The 17,751-nt window shown below is 60.7% G+C and carries 18 protein-coding genes; 10 read left to right on the forward strand and 8 right to left on the reverse strand.

What is annotated here, in order from left to right; translation table 11 throughout:
* Window positions 1-673: 673 nt before the first annotated feature.
* Window positions 674-844 carry a hypothetical protein gene (locus VOI21_RS21825; RefSeq protein WP_323772079.1) on the reverse strand — a complete coding sequence of 57 codons (171 nt, stop codon included), beginning with the start codon at window positions 842-844 and terminating at the stop codon, window positions 674-676.
* A 451-nt stretch (window positions 845-1,295) separates the two neighbouring features.
* On the opposite strand from VOI21_RS21825, the gene VOI21_RS21830 reads away from it, so the two are divergent.
* Window positions 1,296-1,418, forward strand: coding sequence for a hypothetical protein (locus VOI21_RS21830; RefSeq protein ID WP_323772080.1), 123 nt, complete (start codon window positions 1,296-1,298; stop codon window positions 1,416-1,418).
* On the opposite strand, the gene VOI21_RS21835 is transcribed toward VOI21_RS21830, so the two are convergent.
* Window positions 1,419-2,354, reverse strand: a complete 936-nt coding sequence (locus VOI21_RS21835; RefSeq protein ID WP_323772081.1) for a formylglycine-generating enzyme family protein — start codon at window positions 2,352-2,354, stop codon at window positions 1,419-1,421.
* Complete coding sequence (locus tag VOI21_RS21840; RefSeq protein ID WP_323772082.1) at window positions 2,347-3,057, reverse strand: GntR family transcriptional regulator; 711 nt, start codon at window positions 3,055-3,057, stop codon at window positions 2,347-2,349. Before VOI21_RS21840 ends, VOI21_RS21835 begins: the two co-directional genes overlap by 8 nt.
* Window positions 3,058-3,155: 98 nt before the next feature.
* On the opposite strand from VOI21_RS21840, the gene VOI21_RS21845 reads away from it, so the two are divergent.
* Window positions 3,156-5,174, forward strand: coding sequence for a sulfatase-like hydrolase/transferase (locus VOI21_RS21845; protein ID WP_323772083.1), 2,019 nt, complete (start codon window positions 3,156-3,158; stop codon window positions 5,172-5,174).
* A gap of 452 nt (window positions 5,175-5,626) precedes the next feature.
* On the forward strand, window positions 5,627-6,778 hold the full coding sequence (locus tag VOI21_RS21850) for a muconate/chloromuconate family cycloisomerase (protein ID WP_323772084.1): 1,152 nt from the start codon (window positions 5,627-5,629) through the stop codon (window positions 6,776-6,778).
* Between the two features lie 33 nt (window positions 6,779-6,811).
* Here VOI21_RS21850 and VOI21_RS21855 read toward each other — a convergent pair whose 3' ends face one another.
* The gene (locus VOI21_RS21855) at window positions 6,812-7,702 is read right to left on the reverse strand and encodes a LysR family transcriptional regulator (RefSeq protein WP_323772085.1); all 891 of its coding nucleotides are present in this window, start codon (window positions 7,700-7,702) and stop codon (window positions 6,812-6,814) included.
* A 115-nt stretch (window positions 7,703-7,817) separates the two neighbouring features.
* Window positions 7,818-8,687, reverse strand: a complete 870-nt coding sequence (locus VOI21_RS21860; protein WP_323772086.1) for a dioxygenase — start codon at window positions 8,685-8,687, stop codon at window positions 7,818-7,820.
* A gap of 268 nt (window positions 8,688-8,955) precedes the next feature.
* On the opposite strand from VOI21_RS21860, the gene VOI21_RS21865 reads away from it, so the two are divergent.
* Genes VOI21_RS21865 through VOI21_RS21895 form a run of 7 tightly spaced genes read left to right on the forward strand, consistent with a single transcriptional unit; the run spans window position 8,956 to window position 14,842 of the window.
* Complete coding sequence (locus VOI21_RS21865) at window positions 8,956-9,336, forward strand: hypothetical protein (RefSeq protein ID WP_323772087.1); 381 nt, start codon at window positions 8,956-8,958, stop codon at window positions 9,334-9,336.
* Entirely contained in the window at window positions 9,333-10,178 is an 846-nt protein-coding gene (locus VOI21_RS21870) for an alpha/beta hydrolase (protein WP_323772088.1), read from the forward strand. The genes VOI21_RS21865 and VOI21_RS21870 overlap by 4 nt, the downstream gene beginning before the upstream one ends.
* Window positions 10,179-10,219: 41 nt before the next feature.
* Window positions 10,220-11,494, forward strand: a complete 1,275-nt coding sequence (locus VOI21_RS21875) for an ABC transporter substrate-binding protein (RefSeq protein WP_323772089.1) — start codon at window positions 10,220-10,222, stop codon at window positions 11,492-11,494.
* 43 nt (window positions 11,495-11,537) lie between these two features.
* Entirely contained in the window at window positions 11,538-12,272 is a 735-nt protein-coding gene (locus VOI21_RS21880) for an ABC transporter ATP-binding protein (RefSeq protein ID WP_323772090.1), read from the forward strand.
* Window positions 12,269-12,985, forward strand: a complete 717-nt coding sequence (locus VOI21_RS21885; protein ID WP_323772091.1) for an ABC transporter ATP-binding protein — start codon at window positions 12,269-12,271, stop codon at window positions 12,983-12,985. Before VOI21_RS21880 ends, VOI21_RS21885 begins: the two co-directional genes overlap by 4 nt.
* A complete protein-coding gene (locus tag VOI21_RS21890) occupies window positions 12,985-13,848 on the forward strand; it encodes a branched-chain amino acid ABC transporter permease (protein ID WP_323772092.1) in 864 nt (287 codons plus the stop codon). The genes VOI21_RS21885 and VOI21_RS21890 overlap by 1 nt, the downstream gene beginning before the upstream one ends.
* Before the next feature lies 1 nt (window position 13,849).
* Window positions 13,850-14,842: a branched-chain amino acid ABC transporter permease gene (locus tag VOI21_RS21895; protein ID WP_323772093.1), complete on the forward strand. Its 993-nt coding sequence runs from the start codon at window positions 13,850-13,852 to the stop codon at window positions 14,840-14,842.
* 115 nt (window positions 14,843-14,957) lie between these two features.
* Here the strand turns inward: VOI21_RS21895 and VOI21_RS21900 are convergent, their stop codons facing one another.
* From VOI21_RS21900 to VOI21_RS21910, 3 genes are all read right to left on the reverse strand, one after another.
* A complete protein-coding gene (locus VOI21_RS21900; RefSeq protein ID WP_323772094.1) occupies window positions 14,958-15,152 on the reverse strand; it encodes a hypothetical protein in 195 nt (64 codons plus the stop codon).
* Window positions 15,153-15,598: 446 nt separating this feature from the next.
* Window positions 15,599-17,182 (reverse strand): tripartite tricarboxylate transporter permease, encoded by a 1,584-nt coding sequence (locus VOI21_RS21905; RefSeq protein WP_323772095.1) that lies wholly within the window; start codon window positions 17,180-17,182, stop codon window positions 15,599-15,601.
* Complete coding sequence (locus VOI21_RS21910) at window positions 17,182-17,742, reverse strand: hypothetical protein (protein WP_323772096.1); 561 nt, start codon at window positions 17,740-17,742, stop codon at window positions 17,182-17,184. The genes VOI21_RS21905 and VOI21_RS21910 overlap by 1 nt, the downstream gene beginning before the upstream one ends.
* Window positions 17,743-17,751: the final 9 nt, after the last annotated feature.

Below are 17,751 nucleotides of genomic sequence, written 5' to 3' on the forward strand. Positions count from 1 at the left end.
CGAGAGAATGACGAGGACATCACGGCGGGCGGTCAGTCGAGACCCGGAACGAGAAGCGCGTCACACTGCGCGATGAGCGTGTCATTCTGGACGATACCATCGACAGATCATTGCAGAGTCCATGTGCGAGATCGGCGACACCAAGGCTCAGGTCCTGCGAACTGTTCGGAAGGAATCGACATCGCGGACATGCGCAGCGACGAGATCGAGCCCAAGCACTTCGTGGCTTTCGTACTGTCGCTGAATAACCGCCCTGACTTGACCTCGGCCTCGACAGCAGGGCGTAACCTCTTACGCCTCTCCGGCGTGATCTCCTTCACTCGCTGTGGAGCTTCCCGCTCAATCAGCAAGCCATCAAGGACGCAGAGAAAGTCTGCTCGACCATGGGCTTCATCAGCAAATCCAAACAGCGGCCCTGTCGCCCGACCTTTTGCGGCCCTTGGCATCCTTGGCACAGAAGCCGTGAAATGAACCCGTCCGGGGGGGGTAGACGGTCTTCGACCGGGGCCAGATTGCCTGCCGCGACCAGATCGTCGAACAGGCGCGCCTGACCATACTCCGTCAAACAGACCGGCAAGGCCCAAACTCAGGGCCAATGCGGCCAGTCCGGACGCCAGCGCACTGCGTGCTTATCGTAAATTATCCATCTCTTCCCCTTCAGGGCTGGGAACAGTCACCATTTGATGACAGAGCCATCCTCGGTCTCGATCCGCAAGAGTAACTGATTGCGTCCGCCGACCCGCGCCAGGATCGGGTCGATCGCGGCTATGACAGCGTGCTGTTCTTCCGAACAGGGCAACACGGTGGGCGATGCAGTTGCGGGGCTTGGCGTGTTTGCGGCCAAGGGCGGCTTCTCCTGGTAAAATCTCTCTCCACCAGAAATGTACAAACCTTCTAAACCTTACATTAATTAGTATTTTTAATGTTCGATATAGGCGTTCTGGACCATAAATGACGGAGAGACGCTGCACTGATCACCTTCACCGCCGATCACATAGAAATGCTTGGCCCGCATGGATGGGTCAACAAGGGGCCTCTCTTCGACTATGAAGTGCTGCGCATCCCGATGATTGTTCGTGCCACGGATGCGGAACCGTGCATATCAGCACGCAGTTTCTGACGGTCGGACGCCGGTTGCGCGATTTCGCATAAGATGCCTTTCCGGGCTGACAGTTCCAGTTTCGTTGTATCCGAGACGCGCCTTAGAAATATGTCTGAAGCCCATACGACACTGCCGAATTCTCCGATCTGGAGACCGATCGGCAGAATGCACGGACGACACGCGACTGAGTGACGTGCAACAGGACCTGCATGTGCGCCGCTTTGACTGGCTGGCTGGCCCCGGTCATCCCCCTTTGGTCGGCAGCGACATCGACGGGCGGGACCGGAGCGAACAGCACAACCACGGCCCGATGTGATCAGGGTGCCCGGCTATAGACCACACGAAACCCTGTATGGCCGCTGGTGCTGTCCGGGGTATTTCCCGTGCGCGCCGCAATACGATAGCGGTAGCAATAACTGCGGTGGCACAGGAACGATCCGCCCTTGAGCAGCTTTTTTCCTTTAGCGGCCGCATTGATCTGGCGCGCCGCCGATGAGACGCTGCGCGCACGGAACGGCTCTGCCGTCCATTCCCAGACATTTCCCACCATCTGGTGCAGCCCATGGCCATTTGGCTGAAATGCCAGAACAGGGGCCGGCCCGGTATAGCCATCTGCGCCGGTGTCATGCGTTGGGAAATGGCCCTGCCAGATATTGAGCCTGTGGGCATTTTCATCCGTCGGCTCGTCTACGCCCCACGGAAACGGCACATCGCCAAGACCACCGCGCGCGGCATGTTCCCATTCGACCTCTTTGGGCAGTCGCCCCCCGGCCCAACTGGCAAAGGCGCGGGCGTCTTCCCACGCCACATGTGTAACCGGCAGGTCATCTTGCGCGGCAGGACCGTCGGGGCCCGCTGGCTGCGCCCAGGTGGCACCGTCGATACGCCGCCACCATTCCAACCCCTCTACCCCCAAGGTGTGTTCCGCGCCGCCCGGAACATGGGTGTGAAAGACGAACGACCAGCCCAGTTGTTCCGCCACGCTCCGATAGCCGGTGGCTGCGACAAAGCGGCGGAACTGCGCGACGCTGATTGCACCGGCTTCCCACCACAGGTCCGGGACCGTCTTGCGGGTCAGCGGCCCCTCGAAATCCTGTGCGATCCACGGCTGATCGGTTCCCAACAACGCTGTGCCGCCGGGAACGTGGACGCAATTGCGCAGATGCGCCTTCGGGTCGGGCGGGATGTCGGGGCGGGCAAGCACGCTGTCCTGACCGGCCCCCGACGGGACACAGCAACCGCCCTCACTCATTGCGATTTCGCGCCGACCGGGTTTGATTGATCCTCAACTGGTCCACCACGTGACGCCCCGCGTCCTGAATGTGCTGGTTCAGGACAGCCACCGCCTTGTCCACATCCTGTGCCTTGATCGCGGCGATCAGCGCACGGTGTTCGCGAATGATGGCCTCTTGACGACCGATGGCGATCGGCACCCGCGTGCTGATAGAGCCAAGGATTTCGCGGTGCTGTTTCCACACGCTAAAGGCCACGCGATTGTAATGCCGGTCATACATCGTTTCGTGGAAGAGGTGGTTCAGCTCGGTGTGACGTGCCTTGTCAGAGAAATTCAGCGACTCGATCTCGGACTGGATGCGTTCCAGTTCGGCAATGTCCTCGACGCTGGCGGTTTCAACGAACAATCGCAACAGGTAGGGTGCAAGCTGATAGCCGACCTCAGCCACGTCGCGTACAAAGTCCATGTCGATGGGCCGCACTCTGGCCCCTTGGTTCGGCGTGAACAAAACCAACCCTTCGCCGCGCAACTGCTGAAGCGCCTCTCGCACGGGATTGGTGGATGTGTTGTGCGTCTTGGCCAGTTCCGAGATCTTGAGCCGCGCGTTCGCTTCAAGCACGCCGGTCAGGATATCGTGGCGGATTGCATCATAGATGGACGTGGGCGAAGTGCCGCTTTCGTCTTTGTCCGCCGCAAGGGCAATGGGGCCTGATGTGCTCATATCTGATCGTCAGCCGAAGAATTTGTGGCGTCAAGGCTGCCCACCCATTCGCGCATGATTTATGCAGTTTCGTACATTATTCTGCCGGGAGTGCTAAGATGAGCTTACCGATTTGTATGGACCCGGCCAAGGCCGGTTGTGGTGAGGGCCTGTTGTGGGATCCGGGGCGGGAATACCTGTGGTGGACCGATTTTTCCGGCGAACGGCTGCATCGCTTCGACCCGCGCACGGGTGCCTCTTCTGACCTGCCCATGCCTTATTTGATCAGCGCCCTCGCCCTTGATCAGACAGGTGGACTGTTGATCGCCTCGGCGCGCGGGTTGGGACGGGTCGATCCCAAGACGGGCGACATGCGCCGCCTGCACGACCCGGAACCGGAGATCGACGGCAACAGGTTGAACGACATGATCGCAGGTCCCGATAGGACCTTGTGGATTGGCACAATGTCCGAAGGTGCCAAAGGGGCGACGGGGGCGCTTGATCGCTATGAGCGCGGCATTCCCGCCCCGATGATGACAGGCACCACGATCTCGAACGGGTTGCCATGTACCCCGTCCAGCGCGCCCTTCTTGAGAAAGGCCTTTGCGATGAACCGAAAACCCAATGTCATTCTCATTTCAACCGATCAGCACCGTGGCGATTGCATCGGACCCGAGGGACGCGGCGTGCGCACGCCGAATATCGACCGGATCGGAACAAACGTCGTGCGGTTTTCCAACTGCATCGCCCCACATCCGATGTGTCAGGCGGCGCGCGCCTCTATCCTCACCGGAAAGCTGCCCTACAGCCACGGCGTCCGGGACAATGGCCGCGACCTGGACAAGACTTTGGCCAAGGCCGGTCTGGGCGGTCTCTTTGGCAAGGCGGGATATGCCACGCATTTCATCGGCAAGGCGCATCTTTCCAGTCAACAGACCTTTGCCCCCACCGGACGGCCAGAGTGCTACAAGAGCGCAAAGGATTTCGCCCCCGACTGGCGCGGCAGCTACATGGGCTTTGACAATGTCCAGATGATGCTGCGCCCGCATCACCATACGCAATGGTACGACCCACCCGAAGCGCTGCATCACGAATACTGGCTGGATCAGGGCGGCCACGGGCAAGACCGCTGGGACCGGGCCAAGGTTCGCCTGACACCGGACACCGACCATTTTCAGGCTTGGCGCTCTGGTCTGGAGGCCCCTTGGCATTCTTCGCCGTGGATCAGGGACCGCGCTGTCGAGATGATCCGCAACAAGGGCGCGGAACCGTTGATGGCCTGGGTTTCCTTCCCCGATCCACATCCACCCTTTTTGGCCCCACAACCGTGGTGCGACATGTACGGCCCCGACGATGTGACCATCGCCAAACACAGCGACCTTGATCTGGACAAGCGCCCTTGGTGGCATCGCGCCTTCGTCGAAGACCGCACCAAGCCGATCAAACAAGGCGCAGAACATAACGCAGGCGGCGTCGATTGGGGCCAGAAAGGGGACCTGACCGAGTCCGCCCTGCGCGACATCACCCGTATCTATTTCGGTATGATCTCCTGCGTCGATTACGAGGTCGGACGAATCCTGCATGCGCTGGAAGAAGCCGGAGAACTGGACGACACCTACGTCATCTTCATCAGCGACCACGGCGAATGGCTGGGTGATCACCGTCTGCTGCTGAAAGGTCCGATGATGTATGATGGACTGCTGAGGGTCCCCTGCCTGATACAGGGACCGGACGTTCCATCCGGGCGTGTGATCAACGATCCCGTCGGTTCGGTGGACGTCTTGGCCACTGCCGCGGATATGGCTGGCTTGGATGCAGCTGGCGGCCATGGCCGGTCCTGGCGCGGACTTTGGACGGGCGCGGAAAGCCGAGACTTTGCCTTGTCGGAATACGGGGTGGACAGTCTGCGCTCAGCCGTGGACATGGATTTGATGACGGTCCGCAGCGCAGGCTACCGCATGTCGATGGACCTGCGGACGCAGACAGGCGAACTCTACGATCTTCAGGACGACCCACAGGAAAAGGTCAACCGCTTCGAAGATCCTGACTTTGTCGCCATCCGCCGTGAACACCACGACATGATCAGGTCACGCCCTGACGATATGATCCCCGCCGCACCTCGCGTCGGGTGGCACTAGCCCCCGCAGACCAAGACGGAGTTGGCACCCGCACAGCGCAACAAGAGAGCGCCACGCAAAGATACGTCTTGCCTCCGGCCGTCTCTCATAAAACGCGCGCCGCCTGACATGCCAAGGGTCTGGATTAGTGCAAGACTTGTCTTTGTCTCGACAAGTTCATCCCGCCAACCCTTTGGGATGGCTGTTTCATTCCATCTGGCCGCCCAAGTTGTCATAGAGGCAATGTCCTGCGATTTCCGTCGGCGATGAAATCAACACCCCAACGGACCGCGACATCGTATGGCGGAATGTATGGATGTCGTCATGAGGCACGCCACACCAAGAACGACCGGCAGGCTTTGACGTGTCTGACCATAAGCGTTGGGTATCACCCAAGACCATCCCAGTATTGGACTTATTCGACCGCGCGCGCGACCCTCTGGCCAATGATACAGCGACGGATGGTAGGCCCCGTGACCAGAATTGAACGCATAGAGACAACAATTGTCGATATTCCCACGATCCGGGGCCATGTCTTGTCGATGACAACGATGATGGTGCAGTCAATCGTTCTGGTACAGGTGCGGTTTTCCGACGGGTCCAAGGGCTTGGGCGAAGGTACGTCTATCGGCGGCATGAGCTATGGCGCCGAAAGCCCCGAAAGCATCAAGTTGGCGATTGATCGTTACATTGCGCCAACCCTCGAAGGTCTGAATGGCGACGATGTGAACGCCGCAACCAACCTCATGCAAAAGGTCGTGCGCGGGAATCCCATTGCGCGGTGCGCGGTGGAAACAGCGCTTTGGGACGGCCTCGGGCGGCGGCTGGGCGTGTCGGTCGCCCAGTTGTTTGGCGGCAAAGTGCGGACAACGATGCCCGTTGCCTGGACCTTGGCGAGCGGCAATTCGGATCAGGATATTGCCGAAGCAAAAGACATGATCGCGCTGCGTCGGCACAACATCTTCAAGCTCAAGATCGGAAAACGCTCGGTGCGCGATGATGTCGCCCATGTTGCGGCGATCAAATCGGCGCTTGGGGACGACGCCAGCATCCGGGTCGATGTCAATCAGGCATGGACCATTTCACAAGCGCGCTGGGGCCTGTCGGGATTGCAGGAGATCGGCGTCGATCTTGTCGAACAACCCATCGGTTCCAAACACCTCAAGGCGCTGAAGCAATTGACGGACACCTATGAAATCGCGGTGATGGCGGATGAGGCTTTGCAAGGTCCCGAAGACGCCTTGCTTGTGGCAGCGGATCGCTCTGCCGATGCTTTTGCTGTCAAGATCGCGCAGTCAGGTGGCCTGAAACGCGCATCCGAGGTGATAGCGATTGCCCGGGCAGCGGGCATCGGGCTTTATGGTGGCACAATGCTTGAGGCTGGGGTCGGCACCGCCGCTGCGGTGCAGGTGTTCTCCACGATAGAGAGCATGGAGTGGGGCACCGAATTGTTCGGGCCGCTGCTGCTCAAGGATGAAATCCTTGCAGATCCGATCCGGTATTCCGACTTTGCCCTGACCGTTCCAGAAGGTCCGGGTATCGCCGTCGATCTGGACGCTGACAAGGTGGCGCACTACAGACGCGATCGCAGCGACAGCCTGCACCGCGTCGCTGCAATCCCATAACGCATCCCCCCAAGGACATCGGACTGCACCGGATCACAACGTCTTGCGGGCGACCGACTGGGCGAGTTTCACGAAATTGCGGACATGGACACTTTGTTCGTCCAGCCGGTTATTCAACGACAGTTCGGTATGGGCCAAAGCCTGCTCAATCTTGCAAAACCGGATGCCGTTGCGGGTCCCGGACGCAACAGAGGCAGGGACGATGCAGACGCCTTCGCCAATCGCGACAAGGCTGAGGGCGGTTTGCAGATCCATCGTAAAGACCCGGTTGGTGATCTCGACCCCTTGGTCAGCGCAGCTGTTCAGCACAAAATCGGCAAAGCTGGGGCGTGGATATTCCGGGTAAAGAACAAAGTTCTGCGCTGTCAGGTCATGCAGGTTGGCCATACCCCGACTGCCTGTCTCCACCGTGTCGGGCACCGCCAGAACAAGCGGCTCCTCCCCCAATTTTCGGGTGACAAATTCGCTGTCTTTCAATGCGGGGCGGGCAAAGGCCACATCGATTTCGCGACTGACCAAAGCGCGATGCAATTGGGCATTGTTCATCGGGATCAGGCTTAGATTGACGTCCGGGTAGTTGGCGCGAAACGATTTGATGATATTGGGCAACATGCCAAAGGTGGACGAGCCGACAAAACCGATCCGCAGACGCCCCTCTGCCCCCTGCCCGATCCGGCGCACTTCTAGCTTGGCGTCCTCGATCTGGCGCAGAATATCAGAGCCGCGCTGATAAAGCCGCTCGCCGGCTTGTGTCATCGTAATGGCGTTGCGGCCACGGTTGAACAACAGCGCGCCCAACTCTTCCTCTATCTGTTTGATTTGACGGCTGAGTGGTGGCTGCGCCATGCCAAGACGTTCTGCCGCACGACCAAAATGCAGTTCTTCGGCCACGGCGACAAAATACGTCAGTTGTTTGAGGTTCATGCGACAGGCCTCCCCAACCCGCTGCGCAACACTAATGGAGAACGACGTTCGAATTGCACGCTAAATGCAAATGGCCCCCGACGCATCGAGGGCCAAATAGCAGCTTTGCGTGGCGTTACTCGGCGGCCATCGCCTTGGCGTCGGCCTTGAGGACAAAGTCGAACTCGACATGCAGATCGTCGTGCATTTCTGTCGGGGCTTTCTTGAATTCCCCCACAAGGCTCTGCTTGACCGCAAAGACAGAGTCGTTCTCCAGCCAGTCGCTAGAGCTGTCGTAAATCTGGCTGATCAAGGTGCCATAGCCGTCCTTTGACAAGATAAAGTGCATATGGCCGGGCCGGTTCGGATGGTGCCCCATGTAGCGCAACAACTCGCCCGCGGTTTCATTGTCGGGGATCGGATACGGCACAGGCCGCACGGCGCGAAAGGCATAGTGGCCGTTCTCGTCGGTCACAAAACGGCCTCGCAGGTTGTAATCCGGCTGGTCGGGATCGTGATTTTCATAGAGGCCGTTGGGGGCGTCTTCCCAGACATCCATGATCACACCTTCGATCGGCGCGCCGTTGGTGTCGCGCACATAGCCTTCGAAATAGGCGGATTCCTCGTTGTCGAAATGCTTTTGCACCACTGAGGCGCCTTTGGGCAGGACCGGTGGGTTCTCACGGTAAAACGGTCCCAGCACGGTGGATTCGCTTTCGCCACTGTCGACCGGGTTGGTCAGCATGTCGACCAGCACCTCGACGCCAAGGATATCGCCCAGCAGAATGAATTCCTGCCGCTTGTCATCACAGGTCTGCCCCGCACGCGCCAGATAATCGCAAGCGGCCATGAACTCGCCGTGCTGTAGTTTCACGTCTTTGCAGAACCCATGCAGATGCGTGATCAGCGAGGTCATGATTTCGCGCTGCCGCGCGTCGATGTCGCCATTTTTGCCAAGTGCGGCGATCACAACGTCAGTGACGTTGTCGATAGTAACGATGCCCATAAGATGTCCTCCTCCTCAGGTGCCGTGCATAGCCGATCAAGCTGGATGTCGCCTGATCCAAGTGCTGTGCGATCATTCCCCAGCCACCCGCGTCGTCCAATGCCCTGCGTGGTATCGCCCAATACCCTCACTGCTTGGCGATGCGGTTTGGAGGCGGACAGGCCCCCAAGGGTATTGCCGGATACCTGCACGGACATTGCCCAAACTTCCCTCCACAGCCCAGTTTGACCGCAACGAAAGGCGATCATCACGCCTGCAAGGGGGGCTCATGCGATCCAAACTAAAGACAATGCAGGCGCGTTTGAATGCGTCTGGTCATTTGAAACGCCTTGGCCGCCTGTTTTCTGAAACGGTGCTGATCGAGATTGATGGCGATGAGTTCTATCTGACGTTCGAAAAAGGCGCGCTTGTTTCCCTGGAAGCAGGCCCCAGCCGCAAGACGCCCTGGCGGTTTGCCCTGCGCACCGACGCCGCGGCACTGACCCAGTTCTGGGAGCCACGCCCTACGCCGGGATTTCATGACATTTTCGGGCTCGTCAAGATTGGCCGTGGCCGGATCGACGGCGACATGCTGATGCTGGTCAAGAACCTGCGCTTTTTCAAGGAATTCATGGCGCTGGGGCGCCCTCAGACGGGGGCAGACCAATGATCGAACCGATTGTCGGACGCTATGTGACGATCAATGTCCAAGGCATCACCCAGCGAATTTACTTCGAGGAATCCGGTCAGGGTCGCCCCGTCCTGTGCCTGCACACCGCCGGAGCGGACACGCGCCAATGGCGTCACCTGATGAACGACGCCGAGGTCACGCAGGGCAATCGACTGATTGCCTTTGACATGCCTTGGCACAGCAAGTCCCTGCCGCCCGAAGGGTTCCAGACGCAAGAATACCTGCTGACCACGCAAACCTATATCGACACTGTTCTGGCGATGGTCGCGGCGCTCGGCTTGGACCGTCCGGTGCTGGCGGGCTGCTCTATGGGCGGGCGCATTGCGCTGCAACTGGCCGCCCTGCACCCCGATCAATTCAGCGGCTTCATCGCCATTGAAGCCAGCGATTTCCAACCGGCGTGGTATGACATCGACTGGTTTGACCGGCCCGACGCCCATGGCGGCGAAATGGGCGCGGCGCTTGTGTCGGCCAATATCTCGCCTTTCGCGCCAGAGGCCGAACGCTGGAATACCCTTTGGATGTTCATGCAGTCCGGCCCCGGCGTGTTTCGGGGCGATCTCAGTTTTTACACTCGGGACGACAGCCTGATCGCGCGGCTGGGCCGGATCGATACGGCCAAGACCCCCGTGCATCTGATCGTTGGTGCCTATGACCTGACCTGCACACCCGAGGATGCCAAACGCACGGCGGATGCCATCGCTGGCGCGACCCTCTCGGTGATGGACGAGGTCGGCCATTTCCCGATGAGCGAACACCCCGAAGGCTTCCGCCCGTTCTTTGTCGAGGCTTTGGGCAAAATGCCCGAACCCGCCGCCTGAGGCCGCGCATCCCCCCATCCGGTGTAAGGAGGAAACACCCAATGACATCCAAACCCACGCTTTCACGCCGCCAATTCGGGGCTGGCGTTGCCGCCCTTGGCGCCGCATCGACCCTGCCGCTGCCCGCTCTGGCGCAATCGAAAACGATCAAGATCGGCTTTGTGACCCCCCAGACCGGCCCCTTGGCCGTCTTCGCGGAATCCGACGCTTTTGTGCTGGACCAATTCCGCACCCGGCTTGTGGACGGGCTGAAAATCAACGGCGAGACCTACAACGTGGTCTTTATCGTCAAGGACAGCCAGTCGAACTCGAACCGCGCCGCTACGGTCGCGCAGGAACTGATGTTCGACGAAGAGGTGCATCTGTTGACCGCCACCTCGACGCCGGACACCACAAACCCGGTCGCCGATCAGGCCGAACTGAATGAAATTCCCTGCCTGACCAATGACACCCCTTGGCAGCCTCACTTTTTCGGACGTCAGGGCGATCCCGCCAAAGGGTTCGACTGGACCTTCCATTTCTTCTGGGGTCTGGAAGACGTTATTTCCACCTTCACCGGCATTTGGAACCAGACCGAGACCAACAAGGTTGTCGGCGCGCTGTGGCCGAACGACCCCGATGGAAATGCCTGGGGCAGCCCCGATGTCGGGTTTCCACCCGCCCTTGCGGCGCAGGGATACACCCTCGTCGATCCGGGTCGCTATCAGGTGATGAGCGATGATTTCAGTGCCCAGATCAGCGCGTTCAAAGCGGCAGGCGTCGAAATTCTGACGGGCGTTGTACCGCCACCGGATTTCGCGACTTTCTGGCTTCAGGCGGCCCAGCAGGGGTTTGAGCCGAAGGTCGTGACCTTTGGCAAGGCGCTGGAATTCCCGCAGGTCATCGGGTCTTTGGGGGACCGCGGCGACGGGCTCAGCACCGAAGTCTGGTGGTCGCCCGGTCATCCCTATTCCTCGGGCTTCACCGGACAAAGCTCGGCCGAACTGGCCAACGCCTATGAGGCCGCGACCGGCAATCCGTGGACCATGCCGCTGGCATTCAAACACTCCCTGTTCGAAGTCGCGATAGATGCTCTGAAACGAAGCACCGACCCGATGGACCCCACCGCGATCCGTGACGCGCTGCGGGCCACGGATTACCAATCGGTCGTGGGGCCCGTGAACTTTATGACCGGCCCGGTGCCAAACATTTCCAAGACGCCACTGGTTGGCGGGCAATGGCACATCAAAGACGGCAAGCCTGTGCTGGAGATCGTCGAAAACAGCGATCACCCGGCCATTGCCAAGACGGCGGATGTCACTCTGATCGGCGGATAACCTGCCTGCAACTGGCCCTGCCGCCTTGGCGGGGCCATTCCATATGAAAGGCAACGCGGTGAGCCACTTGCTAGAGACCAAAGGCCTGACCAAAAGCTTTGGCGCAGTGCGTGCCGTCGACAACGTATCGCTGACCTTGGCAGCCGGTGACACGCTTGGGATCATTGGTCCGAACGGCGCTGGAAAATCGTCCCTGTTCAACCTGATTGCTGGCGTCATGATGGCGGATGCGGGTCAGGTGTTCTGGCAAGGGCGGGACATAACAAAGCTGTCCGCCGCTGAACGCTGCCGGGCCGGCGTTGGGCGCACCTACCAGATTCCCAAACCGTTTGGCGGCTTGACCGTCTATGAAAACCTGTTGGTCGCAGCCGAATTCGGGGGCGGCAACGGCGCCGAGGCGAAACCGCTTTGCCGCGCCATTCTGGACCAGATGGAGCTGTCTCACCTCGCCAATGCGCCAGCGGCAGAGTTGCGCCTGCTGGAACGCAAACGGCTGGAAATGGCGCGCGCGTTGGCGACACGGCCAAAGGTGCTGCTGCTGGACGAAATCGCCGGTGGTTTGACCGATCTGGAATGCGGCAGTCTGATTGCGGCCATACGCGACATCAAGGCCCAAGGCGTTGCGATCATCTGGATCGAACATGTGGTGCATGCGCTGTTTGCAGTGGTTGACCGGCTGGCGGTGATCAACTTCGGTGCCAAGATCGCCGAGGGCCCACCCAAAGCGACCTTCGACAGCGCCGAAGTCCAATCCATCTATCTGGGGATCGAGGCATGAGCGCTTTGCTGAACATCGACAGCCTTGATGCCTTTTACGGCGACTTTCAGGCGTTGTTCGGGATCGATTTCCAGATGGCAGAGGCTGAAACCGTCGCTCTTGTGGGCGCCAACGGTGCGGGCAAATCGACCTTTCTAAAATGCCTGACCGGGCTGCTGCCCGTACCGGGCCAGCGCATCCTTTATAAGGGCCGCAACATCGCCAAGGCCCGCGCCTTCGAGATCGCGCGGCAGGGCATTGCCATGTCCCCCGAAGGCCGCCGCCTCTTCCCGTCGCTTTCGGTCAGGGAAAACCTGATGCTGGGCGCGAATGTTGGCCGCAAGGGCCAATGGAACCTTGACGCCGTGCAGGCGCTCTTTCCGATCCTCGAAGAAAAGCGCGATATCCCCGCCACCCTGTTGTCAGGCGGGCAGCAACAGATGGTCGCCATCGGCCGCGCGCTGATGAGCAACCCTGCCCTGCTCTTGCTGGACGAGGTCAGTCTTGGCCTTGCACCGGTGATCGTGCGCGACATCTACGCCGCCCTGCCCCGGATACGCTCAGGCGGCACGGCCGTGCTGCTGGTAGAACAGGACATCGGCATGGCGATGCAGGTTTCCGACCGAATGTATTGCCTTCAGGAAGGCCACGTCAGCCTGAGTGGCACATCCGCCGACATGACCCGCGAGATGATTTCAGCCGCCTATTTTGGCCGCGAAAAAGAGGTGAGCTGATGGAATGGATCAATGCGATTGTGCAGGGCGTCCTGTTGGGCGGGCTTTATGCGCTCTTCGCGGCTGGCCTGTCGCTGATGTTCGGCATCATGCGGTTTGTGAACCTCGCCCACGGGGATTTCATCGTCGCCGGTGCCTTTGGCGCGCTGCTTCTGGTCGAGGGTTTGGGACTACACCCATTTCTGACCTTGGTGATCGTGCTGCCAGTCATGGCGGTGTTCGGATACATCGGACAGCGTCTGGTGCTGAACCGGGTTGTCGGGCGCGATATCCTGCCGTCCATTCTGGTGACCTTCGGGTTTTCGGTGATCCTGCAAAACCTGATGCTGGAGCAGTTCAGCGCCGACAGCAGGCGGCTGAGCGCCGGTGCGCTTGATACCGCATCCTTTGGCATCGGCGCTTTGTCCATCGGGGCGGTGCCGCTGCTGATGTTCAGTGCAGCCGTTGGCGTGCTTGGCGGACTGAACTGGTTCTTCGGGCATACGAACACCGGCCGCCTTTTGCGCGCCACCTCCGATGACGGAGAGATCATTGGCCTGATGGGTGCGGATCGGCGGCATCTGTTTGCCATCGCCACAGCCCTCGCCAGCGCGGTTGTCGCGATTGCAGGTGTCCTGATGGCGGTAAAGACCAACTTTGATCCCTCAGCGGGTCCAATCCGGCTGCTGTTTGCGTTCGAGGCCGTGATCATCGGGGGGCTTGGCAGCCTTTGGGGCACGCTGGCAGGCGGTATCATTCTGGGTGTCGCGCAAGGCATCGGGGCGCAGGTCGATCCGGGGCTGCAAATTCTGGCAGGCCACATCGTCTTTCTGATCATTCTGGTCGTGCGGCCTCAGGGCCTGTTTCCCAAGCAAAGAGGATAGAATGATGCAGGTCTCAAAGGCAGACGCCACACGCCTCGGACTACTCGTCTTGGTTCTGATTGGCTTGGCCACAGGCCCCTACTGGGCCGATCGCGGCACAATGCGCCTGCTGATAGAGGCCTTCTACTTTCTGGCCTTGGCACAATTGTGGAACCTGTTGGCGGGATACTCGGGGCTGATATCGGTCGGACAACAGGCCTTTGTGGGCCTTGGCGGGTATATGTTGTTCACGCTGACGATGTTTGCCGGTTTGCCCGTGCTGTTGGCATTGCCGCTGGCGGGCGTGCTGACGGGCATCCTCGCGTGGCCGACCGCGCTGGTCGCCTTCCGCCTGTCGGGGCCCCATTTTGCCATTGGCACATGGGTCATCGCCGAGGTCTACCGCCTGAGCTTTGCCCAGATCAGCGCCTTGGGTGGCGGGTCGGGCATCTCATTGCGCACCGACATCGTGCGCGGCATGGCCGACAGCCGCGCCGCCCGCGAAAGCCTGACATACTGGATCGCTCTGGCGATCATGCTGGCGGTGATCCTTGGCGTCTGGGCCTTGATGCGGTCGCGCATCGGCTTGGGGCTGGGGGCGATCCGCGACAACGAAGAAGCCGCGACAAGCATCGGGGTGCGCACCACCCGACTGAAATTCGGTGTCTTTGTCGGCGTCGCCGCCATGACAGGTCTGATCGGCGCGCTGATTTTTCTGCAAAAGCTGCGTATCACGCCCGAAGCGGCCTTTAGCGTCAATGACTGGTCCGTCCTTGTGATCTTTATCGTCGTCATCGGCGGTATCGGGTCGCTCGAAGGGCCAATCCTTGGATGTATCCTGTTCTTTGTCCTGCGCGAATTTCTCGCTGATCTTGGTAGTTGGTACATGATCATCCTTGGCGCCATCTCGGTCGGGATCATGCTGTTGGAACCGCGTGGCCTGTGGGGGATGCTAAACCGCAAAAGACGGGTCACCCTGTTCCCGATAGCGCGGCACGCGCCGTCAAACCCCTAAGCGCCCATTCTTCGGCCCGGATACACCATCGCCGCCCTAGCCACGTTCACGTCACGCCCCCAGGTTCCTTTCCCGCCAAGGCACACAATACCGCCGTCTCAGTCTCAATCTCCAATCAGGTGGACAGCGCGTACAGGATCACGGCCGCGACGCTTGCGACTGCGATCCGCCGCGAACGGCGGGCGATTTCGATCCCCGGCCCCGGCCGGTCAACACGGTAGACCAGCGGCACCACATCCGCAGAAAATCTGACAGAAACCCAAAGCACGGGGCCTAACGGCGTCAGCGTTGCGTCAGCCGGGCGGATCATGGCTGGGCATCAAGCATGGATCGGAAACAGGCCTGCCGATCCTGTTGATCGAGGGCGACACGGTTCTGCGCGCTGCGGCGGGTGTCCTGATCCCAGACATCGGACCCAACTTGGCACCGGGCCGCATCTTGTTGACGCATTCGGCTGCCCCCGTGGTGTCGGAGCTCGATCCGGAAGCTTTTGGCGTCCTGTGTCGAAATCTTGTCGAAAACGCCCTGCTGCACGGTTCAAAATTGACTCTGTTGGCACAGCCGACGGAGCGTTGCGCATCCCCAACGCAGGACCTGTTCTAAGCCCCGACCCGCTTTGAACCTACCGGATCAGGGACGGATGGCCTCGGCCTTGCTATCGTCGCGGCCATCACCTAGCGCCGAAGCCGTCATACGGCGTCACAGGTGGTTCGCAGGCCACCCCCGCCAAGTTGCGCGCGGATCATAGCCCGCCCGTCAGCGGCCCGTTGCGGGCGGCCCGCGCAACCAGCCCGCCCCCGCAATGACAGCGACCGCCAGCGACAGAAACAGCACCGGGATCGGGCTGGTGAACAGGAACCACGGGTCGCTGCCTGACACCTCGAACGCGTTGCGGATCGTCGTTTCCAGCGGCTCGGCTAGGATATAGGCGATGAGGAAAGGCAAAACCGGCACACCGCTTTGCCGCATGAAATAGCCGACCACACCAAAGGCCAGCAGAACATAGACGTCGCTCATGCGACTGCCCTCGACATAGACAGAGGTGATCGTCAGCAAGAGCACAATCGGCAGCATGATATGACGCGGCACCCGGATCAGACCGCCCAGCAGCCGCATGATCCACGCCCCCGTCCCCCAGTTCACGAGGTTCGCCACCGCCATCAGCGTGAACAGCGCAAAGACGACGACCAACTCTGTGTTCACCTCTTCGGCGGTGAACCGGAACACCGCCGGACCGGGGTTGAAACCGCCAATCGTATCGGCGGCAAGCAAGAGGAAAACAGCCGCCAGATTTCCCGGAATCCCAAGGCTCAGCGCCGGGATCAGGTTGGCCCCCGAGACGGCGGAATTGGCGGCCTCGGTCGCGGCGATCCCTTCGGGCGCGCCGCGGCCGAAGGGCGGCGATCCCCTGTGCATCTTGCGCCCGGCGGCATAGCCCATTGCCGCGGCCAGCGTCGTGCCGACCCCCGGCAACGCACCGACAACGGTGCCGATGCTCATCGATACACCGACGAACGGCAACAGCCTGCGACGGTCGCCAAGGCTCAGCGTACTGTCGCCCAGCGCGGGCCGGTCCGGCGGTGGACCTGCGCTCCGGGTTGTGCGCCACATCTCTTGCAGGCTGACAAAGATCTCTCCGACCACCAGCAGCCCGATCACAACCGCGATCGTCGGCAAACCAGAGGCCAGACCATCGCTGCCCAGCGACAGCCGGGGATAGCTGTCGGTGCCACTTGCGACGGCGGCAACAAACAGCCCGAAACAGGCGGCCAACAGCCCTTTCCAAGTGTCTTTGCCCACCACAACCGCGACAAAGGACAGCGACAGGATCATCAACGCGGCCTTTTCCGGCAAGCCCAGCATGGCCTCGATGGAAATGGCCAGAAATGGCGCACAGACAAACAGCACGATGTCCGAAAACGTATCGCCGCTGACAGAGGAGAAATGGGCCACCCGCAGCGCCTGTCCGGCCTGCCCCTTTTGCGCCATCGGGTGCCCGTCCAACGTTGTCATATAGGCATCGGGCGTGCCGGGGGTGTTGAACAGGATCGCAGGCACCGCGCCGCCAAGGGTCGCGCCCTTCATGATCCCGACAAGAAACCCCAGCACCGGCAGCAAGGCATCGGGCGCAAAACCGAAGATCGAGATCAGGATCGGCAGGGCAAGCGCCATGGCAAACGGCCCCGACAACCCCGGCGTCGCCCCGATCAGCACGCCGGTAAAGAACCCCGCCACCACCAGAACAATCGGCCATGACAGCACGACAGGACCAAGCACCAACGCCGGATTGCCAAAAAACGCCTCCACGATACCGGCGCTGATATAGTCCAGAACGCCCATCACATATCGCCATTGGGAGGCAACAACAGGCTGCCAAACGGCAGATCATACAGCAGCGCGATCAGAACCGTCGCCGCCAGCGCCAACAGGGCAAGCCGCCCTGACACCCGATGCCCGGCCAGCGCCATGAACCCAAAGGTCATGACCGTGCCGCCGGTCACAAAACCCGCGTATTTCCAAGGGGCCGTGTCCAGCATCAGCCGGTAAGGCGTCTGACCACCCGACCAAAGCCAGACCATCGCCGGTCCCGTGACCTGCATCGCACCAAGGCCCGTCCCCATGATAAGCAGGCAGCAAAGCACAAACCGCAGGTCGATGACCCCTGCGTCCTCACCACGTCCGCGCAGGCTGGTCCGCAGGGCAATCACCGCGCCGGCCAGCAGGATCCCCACAGCCGAAAACACCGGCAGCATCGCATCCCCGATGCGCACGGACCGTCTCCAGACCTCTATGACGCCGGACTCGATGTCGACCGGAATCCAGACCAGCAGCGCCAACAGCGCAAAACCGACCGCCACACACCCGACGGCGATGTCGCGGGTGGTGGCTTTGCGGTTCATGGCTTTGCC

The sequence above is a fragment of the Antarctobacter sp. genome, assembly GCF_034670325.1.
Classification (GTDB): domain Bacteria; phylum Pseudomonadota; class Alphaproteobacteria; order Rhodobacterales; family Rhodobacteraceae; genus Antarctobacter.

Coding starts and splice junctions, on each gene's coding strand:
- VOI21_RS21865 (WP_323772087.1), top strand. CDS start 8,956: ATGCGATCCAAACTAAAGACAATGCAGGCGCGTTTGAATGCGTCTGGT.
- VOI21_RS21895 (WP_323772093.1), top strand. CDS start 13,850: ATGATGCAGGTCTCAAAGGCAGACGCCACACGCCTCGGACTACTCGTC.
- VOI21_RS21900 (WP_323772094.1), bottom strand. CDS start 15,152: ATGATCCGCCCGGCTGACGCAACGCTGACGCCGTTAGGCCCCGTGCTT.
- VOI21_RS21880 (WP_323772090.1), top strand. CDS start 11,538: ATGAAAGGCAACGCGGTGAGCCACTTGCTAGAGACCAAAGGCCTGACC.
- VOI21_RS21910 (WP_323772096.1), bottom strand. CDS start 17,742: ATGAACCGCAAAGCCACCACCCGCGACATCGCCGTCGGGTGTGTGGCG.
- VOI21_RS21840 (WP_323772082.1), bottom strand. CDS start 3,057: ATGAGCACATCAGGCCCCATTGCCCTTGCGGCGGACAAAGACGAAAGC.
- VOI21_RS21835 (WP_323772081.1), bottom strand. CDS start 2,354: ATGAGTGAGGGCGGTTGCTGTGTCCCGTCGGGGGCCGGTCAGGACAGC.
- VOI21_RS21885 (WP_323772091.1), top strand. CDS start 12,269: ATGAGCGCTTTGCTGAACATCGACAGCCTTGATGCCTTTTACGGCGAC.
- VOI21_RS21870 (WP_323772088.1), top strand. CDS start 9,333: ATGATCGAACCGATTGTCGGACGCTATGTGACGATCAATGTCCAAGGC.
- VOI21_RS21905 (WP_323772095.1), bottom strand. CDS start 17,182: ATGGGCGTTCTGGACTATATCAGCGCCGGTATCGTGGAGGCGTTTTTT.
- VOI21_RS21845 (WP_323772083.1), top strand. CDS start 3,156: ATGAGCTTACCGATTTGTATGGACCCGGCCAAGGCCGGTTGTGGTGAG.
- VOI21_RS21890 (WP_323772092.1), top strand. CDS start 12,985: ATGGAATGGATCAATGCGATTGTGCAGGGCGTCCTGTTGGGCGGGCTT.
- VOI21_RS21860 (WP_323772086.1), bottom strand. CDS start 8,687: ATGGGCATCGTTACTATCGACAACGTCACTGACGTTGTGATCGCCGCA.
- VOI21_RS21855 (WP_323772085.1), bottom strand. CDS start 7,702: ATGAACCTCAAACAACTGACGTATTTTGTCGCCGTGGCCGAAGAACTG.
- VOI21_RS21875 (WP_323772089.1), top strand. CDS start 10,220: ATGACATCCAAACCCACGCTTTCACGCCGCCAATTCGGGGCTGGCGTT.